We start from the raw sequence: 20,960 nt of genomic DNA, 5'->3' as shown, positions 1-20,960 counted from the left end.
ATTATGAACAAAGATAAAATAGCTGTTATAGGTTTAGGATATGTAGGTTTACCACTTGCACGTCTTTTTGCAACAAAGTTTAACGTAGTTGGTTTCGATATTAACCAATCTAGAATAGAAGCCTTATCAAAAGGAATAGACGCTACCCTAGAAGTTGAAGAAGAGGTCTTAAAATCCGTTTTAAAAACATCTCAAAACGATGAGAATGGTTTAATCTGTTCTTCTAATTTAGATGATATTAAAGACTGTAACTATTACATTATTACAGTCCCTACACCTATTGATAAAAACAACAGACCCGATTTAACACCATTGTATAAATCGAGTGAAACCGTTGCCAAGGTGCTTAAAAAAGGAGATATCGTTATTTACGAATCTACCGTATACCCAGGTGTAACCGAAGATGAATGTGTTCCTGTTTTAGAAAAAATAAGTGGTTTAAAATTCAACCAAGACTTTTTCGCTGGCTATTCTCCAGAACGTATCAATCCGGGCGATAAATTGCACACCGTAGATAAAATTTTAAAAGTAACCGCAGGTTCTACGCCAGAAATCGGTAAAAAAGTAGATGCCTTATACGCAAGTATCATTACGGCAGGTACGCACCTCGCTCCTACTATTAAAGTGGCCGAAGCTGCAAAAGTTATCGAGAACTCGCAACGCGATATCAATATTGCTTTTGTAAACGAGTTAGCTAAAATATTCAACCTTATGGATATCGATACCCATGCCGTTTTAGAGGCTGCTGGTACCAAATGGAACTTTTTACCTTTTAAACCAGGTTTAGTGGGCGGACACTGTATTGGTGTCGATCCCTATTATTTAGCACAAAAAGCGCAAGAAGTGGGTTACCATCCCGAAATTATTTTAGCGGGTCGTCGTGTAAACGATGGTATGGGACAATATGTAGCCTCTGAGATTATTAAACTGATGGTTAAAAATGATATTCGTATCAAAAATGCGCGTATTTTAAATTTAGGAATAACCTTTAAAGAAAATTGTCCGGATGTTAGAAATACAAAGGCTGTAGATGTAATTAACCAATTGAAGAGCTACGAAACCGATATGACCATTTACGATCCGTGGGCAAACCCAGAGGAAGTGATGCACGAGTATGGCTTAGAAACAGTAAAACAATTACCAGAAGGTCAATTTGATGTTATTGTACTTACCGTAGCGCATAAAGAGTTTTTAGATGTTAACTGGAGTAGTCTATTAAAACCTAATGGGGTTTTATATGATGTTAAGGGGATATTAAAAGAAAAGGTTAACGGTAGATTGTAAACCGAACGATTACAAAAACGAATATACAAACTTGTGAGTCAATTAAAAATTGGAGCTTTATTAAACTATACTACTATATTCTTAACTAATATAGTAGGGCTTTTTATGACCCCCTTCATACTTAGTAATGTTGGACAATCTGAATATGGTATTTATGTTGCTATTGGTGCGCTTGTGGGTACCATATCGGTTTTAGATTTTGGTCTTAATAATACCATTGTAAGGTTTGTAGCTAAATATAAAGCAGAAAACGACCGTAAAGCCGAAGAAAATTTTTTGGCTACTACCATGCTTATTTATGCAGCTATTTCTACAATGGTCTTCATAATAGGCTTTGTTTTTTATGGCCATATCGATACATATTTTACAAAAATGTCACCACATGAGATTAGTATCGCTAAAACTATTTTTGTTCTTTTAATATTTAATATAGCAATAGGCTTACCTGGTGGCAGCTTTAAAGGTATTTGTTATGGATACGAGGCGTTTGTTTTTCCAAAAACAGTTAATATCATCCGTTATATCCTTAGAACGATAACAGTTGTGGCTGTCTTAACCATGGGAGGAAAGGCCATTGCTTTAGTGGTGATTGATACTGTATTTAATGCAGTTTTCATATGCATAGAAATATATTTTGTGTTTTTTAAACTAAAAGTACGCTTTAAACTTCACGAGTTTAAATTTAAATATGTTAAACAGATTTTCGGATATTCTACATGGATTTTTATCTTTGCGATAGTTAGTATATTACAGTGGAAAGCAGGCCATTGGATTCTGGGAAGAGTTGCAACTCCAGAGGTACTAACAATTTACGGCATCGGTATTGTTTTAGGTACTTATTACGGGGCGTTTTCAACAGCCATTTCTAGTGTGTTTTTACCAAGAGCAACAAAAATGACTGTAGACAATGCTACAGGGGAAGAACTTACAAGTATGATGATTAAAATAGGCCGAATTTCGTTTGTCGTTTTGATGTATATATTAGTAGCCTTTGCTCTATTTGGCAATCAATTTGTTGATTTATGGGTCGGCAAAACATTGGGAGTGAAAGGAAGTCACGAAACTTGGCTCATTGCATTATTAATTATGCTAGCCTATACCCTACCCTTGATACAAGGTTTTGGAAATTCTATTTTAGAAGCCAAAAGTAAATTATCATTTAAAGCAATTTTATATTTGTCATTTTTAATATTAGGTGCTGCTATAGGGGCATTTTTAGCCAAATCTTATGGAGCTCTAGGTATGATAATTGGGACAGTTACAGGTTGGGTTATTGTACAAAATGTTATGAATTTTTATTATCATAATGTAATCGGCTTAAATATCATACGCTTTTTTAAAGAACTATTTAATAAAAGCTTATTAACTGTTATTCTAATTTTTATAATTAGCTATTTTATTAATTATATAGCAGGTTCGGGCTGGTTAAATTTTTTACTTAAAGCCCTTATATATTCTATTGTCTATAGCACTTTAATGTACAAGTTAGGTATTATTGCATTTGAGAAAGAATTATTTAGAAAAACATTATCCCCAATATTAAATAAATTGAATTTTTATGCTAAAATTAAATAATATTGAGATTCAAGCCGATGGCCAAAAAATCTTTTATAATTACTTAGCAACTAATAGCTCGGTAAAAAAATACTTTAACGTAAAACAGCCTTTTTATGCTAAATATGGCATAAACATTGAGAACGTTCCCAAAAGTATTCTAGTGATTCCTTTTTTATCAAATGTAATGACTATAGCTTGGTTTGCAGGTTTTGATGTTGAAGTTCAAGAAGTAGATGAAGATTTCTTTAACGCTTTGAAATTGGTTAAAATTGAATTTCAAAAACAATACCCTGATTATACTCTAAAGGGGGATTTATTTGCCGAAAAATTAGTTAAAAATAAAATTGATGACAATAATAATTCGGCTATGCTTTTTAGCGGAGGTGTAGATGCTTATGCCACATATATTAGGGTTTTTGATAAAACTCCCGATTTAGTAACTATCTTAGGTGCTGATATAGAAATAGAAGACAAAGAACAATGGACTAGCTTTACTTCATACATCGAAAATGAATCTATTTTAGAAAAAAACGCAAAAGAGTATATTGAAACTAATGTAAGAGAGTTTTATACATACCAAGTATCGTTACTTTTAAAAGATATTGGCTGGTGGGGAAAGGTACAGCATGGATTATCACTTATAGGTTCGTTAGCACCTTTATCCTATATCAAAGAATATGGCAGTATTTACATAGCCTCTTCCTATACGAAAGAAATTGACATTGCTTGGGGTTCTACACCTTTAGGCGATGAGAAAATTAGCTGGGCAGGTATTAAAGTTTTTCACGACGCCTATGAACTTAAAAGGCAGGACAAAGTTGATTTAATTAGTCAATTTTCTAAAGAAAATAAAAATAATTTTAAGCTAAGAGTTTGCTATTCAGAATTAAGAACCCAATTTAATTGTGGTAAGTGTGAAAAATGCTATCGAACTATATTAGGGCTAATTTTGAATGGTGAAAACCCAAATAATTATGGCTTTAATATAAATGAAAACCTATATGAAAATATGTTCAAGCTTTTAGAACAAGGTACTGCAAATAAAGGAATGCAGTATTTTTGGTGGGAGCTTATGGAAAAAGCAAAAAATGCAACTTCTATATTTATATTCAAAAACAGAGAAGAAGAAGAAACGCAGATAGATAAAATAAGAAGTGGTAAATTACATGACCTTTTGGATAAAAAGGTGAATAATCCCAAACGATGGACTTACAAGTTAAAGTTTATTTTAAGAAATCGTTTATCCACTGTTTACTCAATATATAAAAAAATTAGATATTCTTAAATTATGAAATACAGTTTATTAAAATACGCTGAAAATAAACGTTTTTTTAACGTAGGCGATAACATTCAAAGTTTAGCTGCAAAACAATTTTTGCCTCGAACAGATGTTTTATTGAATCGAGAAAAGTTAGCAGAATATGAAGGAGAAAAAACAAAGCTGATTATGAACGGTTGGTTTACTCATAACATTCATAATTGGGTACCTTCTAACGCTATTGATCCGCTTTTTGTCTCTTTTCATATGAATAATACCGCCGCGCCTTTTATGCTTAGCGACAAAGGTATTGCTTATTTAAAAAAGCATGCTCCTATCGGCTGTAGGGATAAGTTTACTGCAAAAACTTTACAAGAAAAAGGTATCGATGCCTATTTTACCGGCTGCTTAACGTTAACTTTAGATTCTTATAAAGTTGATGATTCTGAACGTGGTGATGACATTTATATTGTAGATCCTTTATACAACTACCCTAGAAAACAAAAAGTGTTTTACAACTTTAAAGCGATTGTACGTAGTACTCTAAATGGAAAAATTTTTCAATTAAAGAAAAAACAGAAGCATGTAAAGAACTTTATAGACGCAGATTTACTAAAAAATGCTAAATCTGTTAATCAAGAGCCAAACTCAAATACCTATAGCGATGATGAAAAATTTGCTATGGCAGAAGATTTGCTTCATAAATATGCAAGAGCTAAATTAGTAGTAACATCTAGAATACATTGCGCTCTTCCTTGTTTGGCATTAGGGACTCCTGTTATTTTTGTGAATGGTTTTGATAGTTTTGTAGATTCTTGTCGTTTTGATGGTATTTTAGAACTTTTTAATCGTGTTGATGTTAATACAAAAACAGGAGAGTTTACTACTAATTTTAACCTAAAGGGTAAAATAGATGCCAATACAATGGTTAAAAACCTTGGACTACATCATGCACTAGCAGAGCCTTTAAAGGAAAAGTGCAAAGAATTTATAAACAAATAATATATTGAGGCTATTATATATCACAAATCAGATAAGTGGTTCAGGTGGACTAGAACGTGTATTATCAATTAAAGCGAACTATCTCGCCGATAATTTAGGATATGATGTACATATAATTACCCTAAATCAAAAAGATAAAGCTCTATTTTATAAATTTAGTAATAGTTTAACCTACCATAATATAACTATAAGTGGAAATCCAATAAAATATTTATTATCCTACCGCTCAAGTATTAAGTCCATTGTAAAAAGTATTAAACCAGATGTTATTTCTGTTTGCGATGATGGCTTAAAAGGTTTTTTTACTCCTTCAATTATAGGCTACCCCTGCCCTATGGTTTATGAAAGACATGCATCAATAAACATATTTAAAAATAAAGACAAATTAAATTTCCTTAACAAATTAAAGTTTTCTTTGTTAAGGAAGTTAATGCATATAGGTGCTAAAAAGTACCAGGTATTTGTAGTATTAACAAATGAAAATTTAAAAGAATGGCATTTAAATAACTTACAAGTTATACCTAATCCGTTATCATTTTACCCTGAACAAAAATCAACCTTAAAAAATAAAAAAATTATCACTGTTGGTAATCACGGTTTTCAAAAAGGCTATGATCGATTATTAAAAACCTGGAAGATAATAGCCAACAAGCATCCCAATTGGAAATTAGAAATTTATGGAAAAATAGATAAAAAAAGATTACATATTCATTTAGCTAGTACTTTAGGTATAACAAATTCCGTCTCCTTTTTTGAACCTGTTAAAGACATACAAAGTAAGTATCTAGAAGCTTCTCTGTACGTCATGTCTTCAAGATCTGAAGGCTTTGGAATGGTACTAATTGAAGCTATGGCTTGCGGATTACCTTGTGTATCCTTTGATTGCCCTAGTGGTCCTGTAGATATAATTACCAACAATAAAGATGGCTTTCTTGTAGAAAACGGCAATATTTCAATGCTGAGCAAACGTATAGATTCCTTACTTTCTGATTATCAGCTAAGAGAAGAAATGGGTTTAGAGGCAAGACAGAAAGCTAAATTATATTTACCAGAAATTATAGTCCCAAATTGGGATCGTTTATTTAAAGCTTTAACTAAATAAAATATGAAACGAATACTTTTAATAATGCCATATGGAAGTGTTGGAGGCATGGAGCGTTTAGCTCTATCTTTCTACAATCACTACATAAGTATAGGCTATGAAGTCAAAGCCATGAAATTTATAGCGTTAAAAGATGATATAATTAATTTTGGTAAAGATGAGTTGTTTTTAAAAAATATTGATTTCAGCCAAATGTCGAAATTCGAAAGAATGGCATTTTATTTTTCAATTCCTAGGTTAATAAAAAAAGTAGTTAAAAAGCATGCAATAACCCATACTATCTCATTTGGAGATATGGCTAATTTTTTTAGCTCGTTAAGTTATTCTCAGGAATTTAAAGTAGCTAGTATTCATGCATTAAAAAGTGTTGAATTCACCAATAAATCATTTTTTAATAAAATATTCAAATTAAGTTATAAAACAACCTATAAAAGACTAGATAAAGTTGTTTGTATAAGTAAAGATATTAAGGAAGATTTAATAAGCAAATGTGGTTTTAAATTTGTAAATAAATTAGAAGTAATATATAATCCTCACGATTTAAAGCTAATTGAAAAAAAATCATTAGAACCAATAGAAAATAAAAACGAACTCGAATTATTCGGTCAAGATTCAATTTTATTTTTAGGAAGGTTATCTATTCAAAAATCTCCTTGGCATTTAATTGAGGCTTTTAACCTCGTATTAGAAACTAGACCAAATACAAACCTTATTTTTATTGGTGATGGAGATATACATGTAGAGGCCTTTTTAAAAGAAAAAATTAAAATTCTTAATATTGAAAATAAAGTATTTTTTCTTGGAAGAAAAAACAACCCCTATAAATATCTAGCTAAAGCAAATTTATTAGCTCTATCATCACATTATGAAGGCACACCAAATGTTATTGTAGAATCTATATGCGTCGGTGTACCAATAGTATCGTCTTTTTGCACCAAAGGTATAATTGAACTAATGGGAGTATCATCAGGAACCACCAATGATTTAGGTCAAAACATTGATGTCGAAGCAGGTATAATTACTCCAAATTTATTTCAAGGAAAATTAGGAATACCGATTGATAAAAATATTATAAATCATGAAGAAAGAAAACTTTCTGAAGCCATTATTTCTGTTTTATTGAATACGAAATATAAAAAAACATTAAATAATAATAAAGAATTACTTCTTGCTAAATTTAATTTAGAAAAAGTTTGTAAAAAATATTTAGAAATTAATAGTTAAAAAATGTTATTCAACTCTTTTGAATTTTTAATATTCCTACCAATAGTTTTCTTACTATACTGGTTTGTTTTTAATAAAAGTATTAAGTTACAAAACTTTTTACTTTTAGTTGTTAGTTATATTTTTTACGGCTGGTGGGATTATCGATTTTTATCTCTTATACTTTTTAGTTCAATTATAGATTATTATTGTGGTCTTTTTATTGAGAATGCAAATACCCAAAAATCAAAAAAAAATTGGCTCACAATAAGTATGTTTGTTAATCTAGGTTTTTTGGGAGTATTTAAATACTTTAATTTCTTTTCACAGTCATTAGAAGAAGCCTTTCTATCATTTGGATACCAAATTGACACACTTACGCTAAACATCATATTACCGGTAGGGATTAGTTTTTATACATTCCAGACTATGAGCTATACCATAGATGTATATAGAGGTAATCTAAAACCAACAAGAGATCCAGTTGCTTTCTTTGCATTTGTTAGCTTCTTCCCTCAACTTGTCGCTGGACCTATTGAACGGGCTACTAACTTGCTCCCTCAGTTCTACAAAAAAAGAAAATTTGATTACGGCAGAGCCGCAGATGGTCTCCGTCAAATTTTATGGGGACTATTCAAAAAAATAGTTGTAGCCGACAATTGCGCATTAATAGCAAATCAAGTATTTGATAATTATGCTGATTATAATGCAAGTACGCTTTTTGTTGGCGCATTATTTTTTGCTTTTCAAATTTATGGTGATTTTTCTGGGTATTCAGATATTGCCATAGGTACTTCTAGACTATTTGGTTTTAATTTAATGCAAAATTTTGCTTTTCCATATTTCTCTCGAGATATCGCTGAATTTTGGCGCAGATGGCATATATCTTTATCAACATGGTTTAGAGATTATGTTTATATTCCTTTAGGAGGCAGTAAGGGGAATCTATCAAAGAAAATTCGAAATACATTTATAATATTTATAGTCAGTGGCTTTTGGCATGGGGCAAATTGGACTTTCATGATTTGGGGGGCTTTAAATGCTATATATTTTTTACCATTACTTCTATTAAATAAAAACAGAAAAAACACTAATAATGTTGCAGAAAACAGTGTTTTTATTGGTTTCAAAGAATTATTACAAGTCACGACCACTTTTTTAATCACGATTTTAGCTTGGGTATTTTTTAGAGCACCAAGTGTTAATGTAGCTTTTAACTATATTTATAATCTTTTTTCTATTACTATTTTAGATATACCTACTGTAGATTTGAAACCATTTATATTCATTTTTATTTTAGTGTTTTTTGAATGGTTAAATAGAAAACAACAACATGGATTAGTGCTAAATAATGTTAATTTTGCACTGTTTAGATGGACAATCTATACTTTCATTTTTTGTTTAATATTGATATTTGGAGCTAAATCACAATCGTTTATATATTTTCAGTTTTAAAATGAAAAAATTTTTAATCAAATCCATTTTATTTTTTTTAGTGGTAATTACCATAATTTCCACTATTTTAATAACTTCAGGAGGTTACGTTGACTATTTTTATGAAAAATTTACAACTCCTAAATCAAGCTCATTTATACTAGGAGATTCTAGAAGCATGCAAGGCATTCAGCCATCAGTTATTGATTCTTACTTTAATAACAAAGATCATGAGTATCAACTACCTATAATGAATTATAGTTTTACCATAGCGCAAATAGCATACGGTCCATTGTACACTGAAAGTATAAAAAGAAAATTGAGTCCTGATACTAAAAATGGCTTATTTATAATAACCGTTAATCCATGGATACTCTCCGAACGAGAAGAAGATGATGTTAAAAATAGTGTTTTTTTTGAAGAAGGAATGCCTCCTCATAATATGGAACAAGTCAGCATTAGTCCCAATTTCGAATATTTCATTAAAAATTTTGATTACTTTCATTTTAAATCAATTGTTCGGCGAACTTCTAAAATGCATAAAGATGGCTGGCTTGAAGAATCTAATTTACCTAAAGATAGTTTGATGCTTAAATCATGGAAAAAAAACCAAGTTATTATGTATGAAGGATTTTCTGAAAAATGGAATAAATCTGCTTTCCGCTTGAAAAGTCTTGAAAGCCTAATCACTTATTTAGCTACCTTTGGTGATATCTTTTTGTTAAGAATGCCTATTGATAAAGATATAATGCAAGTTGAAACTAATTTTTGGCCTAATTTTGATGCTGATATTCAAGAGATTGCGGTTAAAAAAAAGATTAACTATTTAAACTTATCTCATGATAATAACTATAAAACTTACGATGGCAATCATTTAGATAAGTATGGAGGGGTTGATTTTACGAAAAATCTATGTGATTCTATTTATAAATTAACCAAACATAGTTCAAAATAATGATTTGTTTTTTTATAATATTATTAAAATTTACTTGTAAAGTAGAAATAATAAAATATGATTGAATTTATACCATTAAAATATTATTATGATATATTTACATATACTTGCTTAGTAATTGTTCTTATAACTTTTTTGCATTCTTTTATTTTAGATATGCATGCTACTAAAAATATAGCATATATAAAAACCATTGGCTTAATCATTTTAGTACTTATTGTGTTGTATATAGGTTTAAGGCCTGTTAGCGGTCGTTATTTTACTGATATGCGGACATATGCACGACATTTTAATCATTATAAAAATGGTGGTATTATTCTTATTGATAAAGACATCTTTTTTCATCTTTTCATGAAAACATGTGCTAGTTTTATGTCTGTAAACAACTTTTTTCTCGTTTGTGCTACGCTCTATATATACCCCATGTACAAAGTATCAAAAGCTTTTTTTAAAGAATTTTGGTTTTATTGCTTTTTAATGTTTATCGTATCCTTTTCTTTTTGGGCATATGGTGTTAACGGTGTACGAAATGGTATAGCAACCTCCTTTTTTCTTTGGGGTATATCATACCAAAACAATAAAATTAAAATGATATCACTTTTTGTTTTGGCTGTGTTATTTCATAAATCCATGCTCTTAGTTATACTAGCCTATAGTGCTACAGTTATTTATAATAATCCTAAAACATTTTTATCCTTTTGGTTAGCCGCTATTCCGCTATCTATTGCTCTTGGTGGGGTTTGGATTTCGTTGTTTACGTCCCTTGGTTTTGCCGATGATAGGTTAAGTGGTTATTTATCTGGGGAAAGTGCTGGAGGTGCTGGTTTTCGTTATGACTTTTTGTTTTATAGTGCTTTTCCTGTATTTGCAGGTTGGTATTTTATTTTTAAACGAAAATTTGACGATAAAGTATATAAACAACTATTTAACATCTATTTAATAACAAACGGTTTTTGGATTTTAGTGATTAGGGCAAATTTTTCTAATCGTTTTGCATACCTTTCTTGGTTTATGATGGCCATTGTTATTATATACCCTTTATTAAAACAGAATTTTTTCAAGCGTCAGCATATCATGCTAGGTTATATTTATCTCGCATATTTTGCATTTACTTATTTAATGTATCTTATTTATTATGCCGATGACAGAGTTTAGTATAATTACTTATTAATCAAAATTTGGAATTTACACTTATAATTATTGAAGAGAAATAGTTGAAAATACAATTACAGAGCCAATGATTATTATATATGAACAAAAATCTATTTATAAAATGATACTTGATGTTTCAGTTATAATATCGCACCATTTAAACAAGTACTGAGAATAAAATAGCAAGAAATATTTGATTTTTTTTAATTAAATATTGATATGTTCAGTGCATATAATATAATTTTATCATGATACAAATTACAATTTTCACCCCAACTTTCAACCGCGCCTATTGCTTAGAAGCATGTTACCATAGTTTGGTAAGGCAAACGAACCAAAATTTTACTTGGCTTATTATTGATGATGGGTCATCAGATAATACTAAAGACCTAGTTAATCTATGGATAAAAGAAAATAAAATAAACATACAATACACGTATCAAAAAAATCAAGGGATGCATGGAGCTCATAATACGGCATATCGCTTAATTGATACAGAACTAAACGTATGTATTGACTCAGATGATTTTATGCCTGATAATGCCATCGAGAATATTTTAAATTTATGGAATAAATATGGTAACGATAGGTATGCGGGTATGATAGGCTTAGATATTGATAGAAAAGGTGATGTAATAGGCACTTCTTTTCCCGATAATCTTAAGGAATGCAAGTATTACCAACTGAAAAGCAAATATAATGTGGTGGGCGATAAAAAATTTGTTTACCGTACAGAGATTATTAAAAAATACCCTGAGTATCCAATATTTAAAGGTGAGCGTTTTGTGCCCTTGGGTTATAAATATATGCTTATTGATCAAGATTATTATATGCTTTGTTTTAATGAAGTGTTTTGTGATGTAGAATATATGGTTGATGGTTCTAGTTTAAATATTTTTAATCAATATAAAAAACACCCTAAAGGGTTTGCCCATGAACGAAAAGAACGCATGGTATATTCGTATACCTTTAGTGAACGTTTAAGAAATGCTATACATTATGTTTCTTGCAGTATTATGACAAAGAATTGGCGCTTTTTATATGAATCTCCAAAAAAAATATTAACTTTTTTTGCTATCCCTTTTGGTATTGTATTATATTTTTACGTTATGAGTACCACTAAAAACGGAGTTATGAATAAAACAAACTAAAATGAGTACAGGAAGAGAAAAGACAAAGAGATTAAGCGGGCTAATAAATATATTAGTTTCTGTAAATAAATTAACACCAAGGTATATCAACACTATTTTCTTTCTTATGTTTAGAAATACACCCGGACATATAGGGCTATTAATTAGGTATGTAATTTTTAAAAATCTTTCAAAAAGTTGTGGTAATAATGTATCTATACACCCAGGGGTTTTTCTTAAGGGTATTCAAAACACATCCATAGGAAACAATGTTAGCATTCACTCTATGTGTTATCTAGATGGGACAGGAGGATTGACCATTCGTGATAACGTTTCAATCGCTCATGCCAGTACCATCATGACTACTAACCATACGTGGAATAATCAAGATATTCCCATCAAATACAATGATACTACAAAAGGCCCTGTATTAGTAAACGACGATGTTTGGGTTGGTTGTGGTTGTAGAATTTTAGCCAATGTAAGTATTGGAACAAGAACAATAATAGCCGCAGGAGCCGTAGTTAATAAAAATGTAGAAAACCATGCTTTAGTTGGTGGGATTCCGGCAAAATTAATAAAAAAAATATAGCTTTAATACGTGGAGGGAAAAGATGTATTGAATGTACTTATATTATGAGAATCTACAAGTGATGCATCGGGGCAAGCCTTAAAAACAGCAAATGATTTGTCCTTATACTATGGCGCAATTGTGAGGCTTGAGTGCTCAAAACATACTGTTTTATTGATTTAATTTTGTAAGATGATTATTTATACAAATATTAAAAGAGAAATGCTTTCAGTATTTGTTTAAAAGTCTTTATAAACTAAAAAGGGTTAAACTTATTTTTAATAAGTTTAACCCTTTTTTAAAAAGTTCTAATTTTTTAAATCAGATTATTATTTTCATACATAGTTATTATTTACATGTATTTTCATTATTTTTTATTTGACTCAATAACGTTGCCGAATCAACTTTAATACAAGTCATTTTGTCTCCAACACTAATAGCATTAGATTCCATTATGATATTAGTATTTTCTAATCTTAATTGAATTCCATCTTGACCATCTGCCACAATGGTATTATTATAAAAACCAATATCTGATGAACCAAAAACTTGAATTCCATGATTAAAACTATTATCTTCTAACACAACACCGTTTGAATATGAAATTTGTGAATAGCTAGGGGCTTTAAAAATATTGTTTTTTAAAGTAAATGAATACTCAGCAGATTCATCAGTCGAATTACCTCTAGTTATTTTAAGAGCATTTCGTGTAACTTCAACATCGTTGTTTTCAATTATTACATTTTCTAACATAGAACCATTAATAAAAATACCTGTACTATTTACTCTTTCACTCACCAATGTATTATCAGATATTCTCGAATCTTTTAAAAATTCGGTAGGAAAAATACCTGTACTAAAATCATAAATTTTATTATTAGTCACAACCGTGCTTCTATTTTGAACATTTATACCAACATTAAATCCAGTTACAGTATTTCCTGATATTTCGTTATCAAAGATAGAATCAGAAGAACCTGTTAATTTTTTACCTGCCGTAATGCCAGTACCTCCGCCCAACGATCCTGCAGTCACTATGTTATTAATAATTTTTGTGCCAGAAGCATATGAATAACTTAATCCCTTTTCAACGGTATTTCCTTCTACAATAACATCATATCCAATATGTACGGTAACAGATCCTGCAGCACTGCCACGTTCAGTGTTGTTTCGTATGTAAATTCTTTCAGATCGTTCATAAAAAATATAACCTCCACTACCATCAGAAGTTCTAACAGCTTCAATATCGATTCCAAATTTAGGATTTACACCTTTTGAGTTATTTGTATCTATTCCTGCATTCAAAATCTCATTATTTTCAATATAAATATCATATCCATCTGTAATCGACACATTATTTCGTCTGTTGCTATCAAAAACACAATTTTTAATCATAATATTATGAGATGGAATGTAGTTATCTTGAAAAGTAAAATTTAAACTGTGTATTTTTAGTCCATCACCTGATCCATTTAATATTTTAACTCCGTCTATTATGGTATTATTCGTAGCTTCTAGAGTCAAAACATGTCCCCACTCATGGGTATTGCCATTAGAATAGTCATGTTCATCACGATCACCATATAAATTCCCTCCAGTAACAGTTATATTATTTGCATTATAAACTGCTAATAAACTATATTTTTCTGAGCTATTAGGAAACACCCTTAAATGAGTATTGTCAGTCATTATTAAATTAAAATCTGCAGGTATATTTATAGCTTCCTGGGCTGGGTAAAAATTCCTATTAGAAGTGCTACTAGTAACCCTACTAACCAAGAAATAAGCGTCTAGCTCATCTATCTTAAAAGTATCAATACCATACGCTTTAGCTAAAAGCATTGTATTTTCTAAAATATCTCTGTTACTAAGAGCAACTTCATCTGAAACAACACCTTCAATAATACCCCATCTTTTAGGATCGAAAGCAAAAGAAGTGTCTCTTAAAGCTGGTTTTGTTCCGCCAACTTCAAGTGTATTACCTAATAAATCACCATCAATAGAAGATCCTTCTGAGAAAACAAGCGTACCATTGATAATATCTCCGCCTTCGTATAATAAAGTTACATTTTCTGGTAAATCTAAAGATTCACCTTGTAAATCTATAATACAGTTAACAACAACTGTTGAATTAGCTTCAAGATTCTCTAAAGTAAAATCACAAGGACTATTAACATCAGTAACAGTATCATCGACATCTTCATTACTCTCATCTTCCATCACAGCAAGAGGTTCTTCATACAATTCTTCATTGTTACAAGACCATGTGCCCAATACACTCATTCCGATTAATGTGACTAACATTAAATTCTTTAATTTCTTCATAATTTAATTTTCAAAAGATTCAACGAGACAATATTATAAGAAATATCGTTTAAAAACATATTTTTTCGATGAAATGCAGTTTTCTGTAGGTGAATACTCGACAAAATGCATTTTTCAACGATGAAATACAGTCTAGCTGTTTTCTTTCAGTTATACTTATAATTAATTACGAGGCTAAGAGAGATTTGGACTATCTAAATTTGCAAGTTGCGAAAATAACTATGTTAAAGTTAAAAAAAAGCCTTTGTTAATAACTTTTTACAACTTGATTTGCTGGTTTGTAGGAAATTAGTTACCTATAAATCAATCAGTTAAGTCATTTTACTTACACAGTCCTATTTTATGATCCACAGACTTGTTCACAATAATTAATATGACAAAAAAAAAGCTAATAATTATAAAATACAAGCCCTTAATATTAAGCCAACATTAAGTTTTATATATTTGTCGAGATTTACAACGCCCTACCGATAAAATGAAAAAAAAAATAATTAGAATAACCACAGTCCCATTATCGCTTAGCGGCTTATTAAAAGGACAACTTCGCTTTATGTCTCAATACTTTGATATCTTAGGCATATCATCTAAAGGCGAGGATAATCATTTAGAAAAACTGATTGAACTAGAAGGCATACCAACCGTAGCTGTAGAAATGACGCGGAAAATAACGCCGCTTAAAGATTTAGTGGCTGTATACCAACTTTATAAAGTATTCAAAAAAGAAAAACCTTTTATTGTACACTCCCACACGCCAAAGGCAGGTACATTAGGTATGCTAGCTGCGTTTTTAGCTGGCGTTCCGCACAGATTACATACCATAGCTGGTTTACCACTTGTTGAAGCTACCGGTTTAAAACGTACACTTTTAAATACCGTTGAAAGCATTACCTATAGCTGCGCCACTAAAATTTATCCGAACTCTTATGGCTTAAAAGATATTATTCTAGAAGAAGGTTTTACCAAGGAACCTAAACTAAAGGTGATTGCCAACGGAAGCTCGAATGGTATTGATACCAGTTTATTTGATCCGCAACTTTTTAACGATGCTGATAAAAACCAAGCTTTAAGAGCCACACTTAATATAAAACCTAACGATTTTGTTTTTGTGTTTATTGGACGTTTGGTAACAGACAAAGGAATTAACGAGCTTGTTGCTGCTTTTAAAACGTTACATGCTAAACAAAACCATATTAAATTACTTTTAGTTGGCCCTTATGAAACGGAGCTTGATCCTTTACTTCCAGAAACATTAGAATTTATAGAACAAACCGATGCCGTAATGAATACAGGTTGGGTTGATGATGTGCGCCCGTACTTTGCGATTTCCAACGCGTTAACCTTCCCGAGTTACCGAGAAGGCTTTCCCAATGTAGTAATGCAAGCTGGTGCCATGGAATTACCTTGCATAGTAACCGACATTAATGGATGTAATGAAATTGTAGATCACGAAAAAACAGGATTAATTATTCCTGTTAAAGATACCGAAGCTTTATTAAAAGCCATGGAAACCGTTTTAGAACTTGGTAACGCGTCTAAAACTATGGGGAAATTATGTAGAGCGCATATCGTTAATAATTTTGAACGCCAAGTGGTTTGGGATGCCTTACTGAGTGAATATAACACACTAAAATAATAAAGACATGCTTTCGAGACTGAAATACTTAAACGTATACTTAAAGGATTCGAACAAAAAACCTTTGCCACAAGTATTAAAGGAATGTGTTTTGTATGGCATGGATAAAAAAATGCTACCTACAGATTATTTTAGAAAATATCTATATAGAAAAGATGTTGTAAACTATAAGAACTATTTAAGTTTAAAAGAATATTACTTAATTACAGGTTCTAAGAAAATGGTGTTTCCTGAAATTTCGTCGATTTTAAAAAATAAATTAAACTTTTACAACTACTGCTTAAATTCTAAATTGCCAACACCAACGCTATGGAGTTATAATTTTAGAGCGCATTGGTTTTATAAGAATGAAAACGAAGTAATAAAATCTAAACAAGATGCTTTAGCTTTTTTTAATCGCGTTTTTAAAACATCTAATATCGATACGCTATTTTTAAAACCCACTTTAGGTGAAGGCGGCCAAGGTTGCTTTTTACTAAAAAAGGAAAATTTGGAATCGCAAATTGAAAACATATACCCTACTTTAATATCGAATAGCTATGTACACCAAGCTTATGTTGATCAACACGATACCATTAACGGCATATTTAGCAACTCCGTAAACACAATTAGAATAGATACCTATATAAATAGTAATAATGAAGCACACGTGCTCTCTGCCCTTATGCGTTTTGGCATGGGAAACACCTTTACCGACAATACACATACTGGAGGGTTCTACGTGTCTTTAAATTTAGAATCAGGAAAACTACAAGGTGTGGGACGACAGGATATTGTTGAAGGCGGCAAGATAGTTACCGAGCATCCAGATTCTCAAGTGACTTTAGATGGATTTCAAATTCCATTTTACAAAGAAGCTTTTCAACTCGCGATAAAGGCGTCAAACGCATTACCAAACCGAATTGTAGGTTGGGATGTTGCTATTACAAACGAAGGCCCAATACTTCTTGAAGGTAATGAAAGCCCTTCTCTACATGTTACCGATGTGGCTTGCGGTGGTTACCTCAATAATAAACACATTAAAGACGTGCTTTTTGAGCTTAAAAATTAAATAAATGAGTAACGTTGTTTTAGAAAGATTCCGCAACACTTTATTTTGGTGGTTAGATACTTTAAAAGGTAGTCCGATAAAAAAACACGTAATCGACATCAGTGATACGCTCAATAGTTTTGAAACTACAAAAATTAAACGTGAGCAAAACTTAATCAAACTTTTAAAACACAGCATACAAACCACGCCCTTTTATAAAAGCCTTAATCTTTCTGAAAAGGATTTTGAACAGTTTCCGGTTATAAATAAAATTGAGATTACAGAAAACCAAGAGCTTTTTAAATCAAATGTTTTTCTGAATAAAAAAAACATAACACGCTCTACTAGTGGATCTACAGGCACACCATTTAAAGTGCTTCATAATAAAAATAAAATTTATAGAAATAGTGCTGACACTATTTATTTCTCTGAATTGGCTGGTTTTAAAATTGGTTACCAATTATGGTATTTGAGATATTGGGGATTGAATTTTAAAAACTCAAACTTTAAAAACTGGGCGCAAAACCTAAAACCCATTGAAGTTATTAACCTAAATAACGAGCGTATTGAAAACCTGATTGAACAGATTAAAAAGACATCGGGACACAAAGGCTGGCTAGGCTTCCCTTCTGCTTTCGAACAAGTTTGCAAATTCCTTGACGCTAAAAATGAAAAACCAATAGACGCTAATTTCAAATCTATTATCGGGATGGCCGAAGGTATTAATGCATACACCAAACAACGTATGGGATATTATTTTAATTGCCCTATGCTCTCACGTTACTCTAATATGGAGAATGGTATTCTTGCACAGCAAACACCAAATAGCGAGGTATTCCAAATTAATTGGGCATCTTACCATATTGAAATATTAAATCTCCATAACGACGAACAAGCTCCAAAAGGCGAATTAGGGCGTATTGTCGTTACCGATTTATTTAGTTACGCTATGCCGTTAATCCGTTACGATACCGGAGATCTTGGTGCCATGGATTTTACAGTTAGTCTGCCAACTTTAAAAAGGATTGAAGGACGAAAAACAGACACTATTTACAATACCAAAGGTGTGATAGTATCGTCGTTTATTATGATTAATAGTATTCGTTTTGAAGGTGTTAAGCAAATTCAACTTATTCAAGAAAGCAAAACAACCTATACCATTAAATTAAATTGCTCTGGAAATTTTAAGTTTGAAAATGAACTTATAGAAAAATTTAAAAGTTTCCTCGGTGATGATGCTTTGATAAATATTATAATGGTTGATGAAATACCTCTGTTATCTTCAGGAAAGCGAAAAATGACATTGAACAACTATATCGCACAAAACTAAGAGTAGAACTTCTCTGGTATAGATTTTATTAATATTTTTAAAGTCTCGAGATTAAATAACATATATCGTTTATAATTATGTCGCATATTAAAAGTGATAAAAAAGGCTATGGTTCTTTTTTTTCTTATATAGATCCAACTTCAAAACATTTAGCAACGTCCGTAAATAATTTTTATCCGGAAAATAATAAACTATTCTATACGGGCCGACATGCGATAAAGTACGTTATAGAAACAATAAAGTTAGATTCAAACATTAACACTTTTTGGTTGCCAGAATATTATTGCCAGCACGTAGCACATTGGCTAAAAAGTAACTACAGCAACATAAAAACGTATAAAGTAGACCCTTCTGACCCTAATTTCACTATTGAAGCTAATGAATTCGCCCAAAGCGACGATGTTATTTTAGTGAATAACTTTTGGGGGATTTCAAAGTGTAATATTACATGTGATACTAATGATGTTACTATTATTGAAGATCATTCGCACGGTTGGTTAAGCTCCGCTTGTTTAAACAGCAAAACCCATTTTTGCGTGGCATCGCTTAGAAAATCAGTACCTGCTCCGCTTGGAGGCATAGCATGGAAACCCAACGGAACTTCTTTAAAAGTTTTAGATCTAGACGATTCTAATATCTTTACAGATATATGGGGCACAACTGCTTTAGCTATGCGGAAAAAAGCTTTATTTGAATCTCAAGATCATGATGATCATGAATTGAAAACAGAATTTTTAGCACTCGTTGGTGAAGCTGAAACTAAAATGCATCATAATTACGATTTGGTTGAACTTAGCGAAACCAATAAAAAAACATTGGGAAATTATTTAGAAGTTGACTATTTGCAACTAAAAACATCTAATTACAAAGCGCTAAAACATGTATTAAAAACGAATAAAAGCTTCAACATAATAGAAGGTACAGAAACTCCATTCGGACTTACGCTACATTTTACAGATGAAACTATAATGTCGCGTTTTAAGACACATCTTATCAAGAACAATATTTATCCTTCCCTTTTATGGCCGAATAATCCTGAAGTTTATGGTTTCTATTTAAATATCCATATAGATTACAGATATGATGACAACGATATGGCTTACATGAGTGAAATAATTAACCTATTTTCTTCTTAAATTTTCAATAAAATCGACACACTGATGGAATAAAATTAAAACATCGATAATATTGAAACATAAACGTGTTTTTAATTAAATCCTTAAAAAAATACAATACTTTTGAACCTGAATTAAGTTTAATGAGAAACACTTATTCAATTAATTTTAATCCTATTACATGTATTTTATAGTTAAAAGATTTTTAGATTTTATAATTGCGTTCACCGCTTTACTTCTACTCGCTCCTATTTTTTTCGTAGTTTTTGTATGCTTATTAATCGCTAACCAAGGGAAAGCTTTTTTTTACCAGCAGCGTCCTGGTAAAAACGAAAAGATTTTCAAAATTATCAAGTTCAAAACCATGAATGATAAGAAGGATGCAAATGGTGAGTTTCTGCCTTTCGATCAACGGGTAACCAAAATCGGAAATTTTATAAGAAAATATTCTTTAGATGAAATTCCACAGTTAATTAATGTACTTAAAGGCGACATGAGTTTAGTTGGCCCACGTCCACTTTTAACGGATTACTTACCATTATACAGCGAAGTGCAAAAAAAACGTCACAATGTAAAACCAGGTATTACAGGTTGGGCTCAAGTAAAAGGACGTAACTCAATCTCTTGGAATCAAAAATTTACTTATGATGTTTGGTATGTTGAAAACATTTCATTTTTGTTGGATTTGCAAATCATGCTTTTAACCGCTAAACGACTCGTTGTACCGCAAGGTATAAATAGTAGTGACGGATTAAACATGACAACGTTTACAGGTGGTGCGGATGAATAACCAAACGTGGATTCATTTTTTAATAGGAACGTTAAAATTATCTTTTTTCTAGCTTTAAGAATATTATTTCATGTATTTTAGAGTCGTAA

17 protein-coding genes are annotated in these 20,960 nt (G+C 31.0%); 16 read left to right on the top strand and 1 reads right to left on the bottom strand.

The features are described 5' to 3' along the window. Positions 1-3: 3 nt before the first annotated feature. The 11 genes from V6246_RS02885 to V6246_RS02835 all read left to right on the top strand — a co-directional run bounded on the left by V6246_RS02885 (position 4) and on the right by V6246_RS02835 (position 12,669). A complete protein-coding gene (locus V6246_RS02885) occupies positions 4-1,284 on the top strand; it encodes a nucleotide sugar dehydrogenase (RefSeq protein ID WP_341558876.1) in 1,281 nt (426 codons plus the stop codon). 33 nt (positions 1,285-1,317) lie between these two features. Further along, positions 1,318-2,859, top strand: a complete 1,542-nt coding sequence (locus V6246_RS02880) for a lipopolysaccharide biosynthesis protein (protein WP_341558875.1) — start codon at positions 1,318-1,320, stop codon at positions 2,857-2,859. Continuing rightward, positions 2,843-4,126 carry a hypothetical protein gene (locus tag V6246_RS02875; RefSeq protein WP_341558874.1) on the top strand — a complete coding sequence of 428 codons (1,284 nt, stop codon included), beginning with the start codon at positions 2,843-2,845 and terminating at the stop codon, positions 4,124-4,126. The genes V6246_RS02880 and V6246_RS02875 overlap by 17 nt, the downstream gene beginning before the upstream one ends. A gap of 3 nt (positions 4,127-4,129) precedes the next feature. After that, complete coding sequence (locus V6246_RS02870; protein WP_341558873.1) at positions 4,130-5,101, top strand: polysaccharide pyruvyl transferase family protein; 972 nt, start codon at positions 4,130-4,132, stop codon at positions 5,099-5,101. A gap of 4 nt (positions 5,102-5,105) precedes the next feature. Next, complete coding sequence (locus tag V6246_RS02865; RefSeq protein ID WP_341558872.1) at positions 5,106-6,203, top strand: glycosyltransferase family 4 protein; 1,098 nt, start codon at positions 5,106-5,108, stop codon at positions 6,201-6,203. A 48-nt stretch (positions 6,204-6,251) separates the two neighbouring features. Then, positions 6,252-7,427: a glycosyltransferase gene (locus tag V6246_RS02860; protein ID WP_341558871.1), complete on the top strand. Its 1,176-nt coding sequence runs from the start codon at positions 6,252-6,254 to the stop codon at positions 7,425-7,427. 3 nt (positions 7,428-7,430) lie between these two features. Further along, positions 7,431-8,861 carry an MBOAT family O-acyltransferase gene (locus tag V6246_RS02855; RefSeq protein ID WP_341558870.1) on the top strand — a complete coding sequence of 477 codons (1,431 nt, stop codon included), beginning with the start codon at positions 7,431-7,433 and terminating at the stop codon, positions 8,859-8,861. Position 8,862: 1 nt separating this feature from the next. Continuing rightward, positions 8,863-9,795: a hypothetical protein gene (locus V6246_RS02850; RefSeq protein ID WP_341558869.1), complete on the top strand. Its 933-nt coding sequence runs from the start codon at positions 8,863-8,865 to the stop codon at positions 9,793-9,795. Positions 9,796-9,852: 57 nt separating this feature from the next. Next, on the top strand, positions 9,853-10,950 hold the full coding sequence (locus V6246_RS02845; protein ID WP_341558868.1) for an EpsG family protein: 1,098 nt from the start codon (positions 9,853-9,855) through the stop codon (positions 10,948-10,950). 245 nt (positions 10,951-11,195) lie between these two features. Beyond that, positions 11,196-12,098 (top strand): glycosyltransferase family 2 protein, encoded by a 903-nt coding sequence (locus tag V6246_RS02840; RefSeq protein ID WP_341558867.1) that lies wholly within the window; start codon positions 11,196-11,198, stop codon positions 12,096-12,098. A 1-nt stretch (position 12,099) separates the two neighbouring features. Continuing rightward, the gene (locus V6246_RS02835) at positions 12,100-12,669 is read left to right on the top strand and encodes an acyltransferase (RefSeq protein WP_341558866.1); all 570 of its coding nucleotides are present in this window, start codon (positions 12,100-12,102) and stop codon (positions 12,667-12,669) included. 327 nt (positions 12,670-12,996) lie between these two features. On the opposite strand, the gene V6246_RS02830 is transcribed toward V6246_RS02835, so the two are convergent. Next, entirely contained in the window at positions 12,997-14,973 is a 1,977-nt protein-coding gene (locus tag V6246_RS02830) for a hypothetical protein (protein WP_341558865.1), read from the bottom strand. 475 nt (positions 14,974-15,448) lie between these two features. Between V6246_RS02830 and V6246_RS02825 the strand changes: the two genes are divergently transcribed. The 5 genes from V6246_RS02825 (at position 15,449) to V6246_RS02805 (ending at position 20,871) form a co-directional block, all read left to right on the top strand. After that, the gene (locus tag V6246_RS02825) at positions 15,449-16,606 is read left to right on the top strand and encodes a glycosyltransferase family 4 protein (RefSeq protein WP_341558864.1); all 1,158 of its coding nucleotides are present in this window, start codon (positions 15,449-15,451) and stop codon (positions 16,604-16,606) included. 64 nt (positions 16,607-16,670) lie between these two features. Then, the gene (locus V6246_RS02820) at positions 16,671-17,657 is read left to right on the top strand and encodes a sugar-transfer associated ATP-grasp domain-containing protein (RefSeq protein ID WP_341558863.1); all 987 of its coding nucleotides are present in this window, start codon (positions 16,671-16,673) and stop codon (positions 17,655-17,657) included. A 4-nt stretch (positions 17,658-17,661) separates the two neighbouring features. Further along, entirely contained in the window at positions 17,662-18,966 is a 1,305-nt protein-coding gene (locus V6246_RS02815) for a CoF synthetase (RefSeq protein WP_341558862.1), read from the top strand. 77 nt (positions 18,967-19,043) lie between these two features. Beyond that, a complete protein-coding gene (locus tag V6246_RS02810; RefSeq protein ID WP_341558861.1) occupies positions 19,044-20,102 on the top strand; it encodes a hypothetical protein in 1,059 nt (352 codons plus the stop codon). 160 nt (positions 20,103-20,262) lie between these two features. Continuing rightward, positions 20,263-20,871 carry a sugar transferase gene (locus tag V6246_RS02805; RefSeq protein ID WP_341558860.1) on the top strand — a complete coding sequence of 203 codons (609 nt, stop codon included), beginning with the start codon at positions 20,263-20,265 and terminating at the stop codon, positions 20,869-20,871. Positions 20,872-20,960: the final 89 nt, after the last annotated feature.

The organism is Algibacter sp. TI.3.09 (assembly GCF_038154905.1).
Classification (GTDB): domain Bacteria; phylum Bacteroidota; class Bacteroidia; order Flavobacteriales; family Flavobacteriaceae; genus Algibacter.
The sequence above is the reverse complement of the archived record's forward strand: the minus strand, read 5'-3'. Positions and strand labels throughout refer to the sequence as shown.

Excerpts from the sequence above, each read along its gene's own strand:
- V6246_RS02885 (WP_341558876.1), top strand. The coding sequence starts at position 4 with ATGAACAAAGATAAAATAGCTGTTATAGGTTTAGGATATGTAGGTTTA.
- V6246_RS02875 (WP_341558874.1), top strand. The coding sequence starts at position 2,843 with ATGCTAAAATTAAATAATATTGAGATTCAAGCCGATGGCCAAAAAATC.
- V6246_RS02870 (WP_341558873.1), top strand. The coding sequence starts at position 4,130 with ATGAAATACAGTTTATTAAAATACGCTGAAAATAAACGTTTTTTTAAC.
- V6246_RS02860 (WP_341558871.1), top strand. The coding sequence starts at position 6,252 with ATGGAGCGTTTAGCTCTATCTTTCTACAATCACTACATAAGTATAGGC.
- V6246_RS02855 (WP_341558870.1), top strand. The coding sequence starts at position 7,431 with ATGTTATTCAACTCTTTTGAATTTTTAATATTCCTACCAATAGTTTTC.
- V6246_RS02850 (WP_341558869.1), top strand. The coding sequence starts at position 8,863 with ATGAAAAAATTTTTAATCAAATCCATTTTATTTTTTTTAGTGGTAATT.
- V6246_RS02845 (WP_341558868.1), top strand. The coding sequence starts at position 9,853 with ATGATTGAATTTATACCATTAAAATATTATTATGATATATTTACATAT.
- V6246_RS02840 (WP_341558867.1), top strand. The coding sequence starts at position 11,196 with ATGATACAAATTACAATTTTCACCCCAACTTTCAACCGCGCCTATTGC.
- V6246_RS02835 (WP_341558866.1), top strand. The coding sequence starts at position 12,100 with ATGAGTACAGGAAGAGAAAAGACAAAGAGATTAAGCGGGCTAATAAAT.
- V6246_RS02830 (WP_341558865.1), bottom strand. The coding sequence starts at position 14,973 with ATGAAGAAATTAAAGAATTTAATGTTAGTCACATTAATCGGAATGAGT.
- V6246_RS02825 (WP_341558864.1), top strand. The coding sequence starts at position 15,449 with ATGAAAAAAAAAATAATTAGAATAACCACAGTCCCATTATCGCTTAGC.
- V6246_RS02815 (WP_341558862.1), top strand. The coding sequence starts at position 17,662 with ATGAGTAACGTTGTTTTAGAAAGATTCCGCAACACTTTATTTTGGTGG.
- V6246_RS02810 (WP_341558861.1), top strand. The coding sequence starts at position 19,044 with ATGTCGCATATTAAAAGTGATAAAAAAGGCTATGGTTCTTTTTTTTCT.
- V6246_RS02805 (WP_341558860.1), top strand. The coding sequence starts at position 20,263 with ATGTATTTTATAGTTAAAAGATTTTTAGATTTTATAATTGCGTTCACC.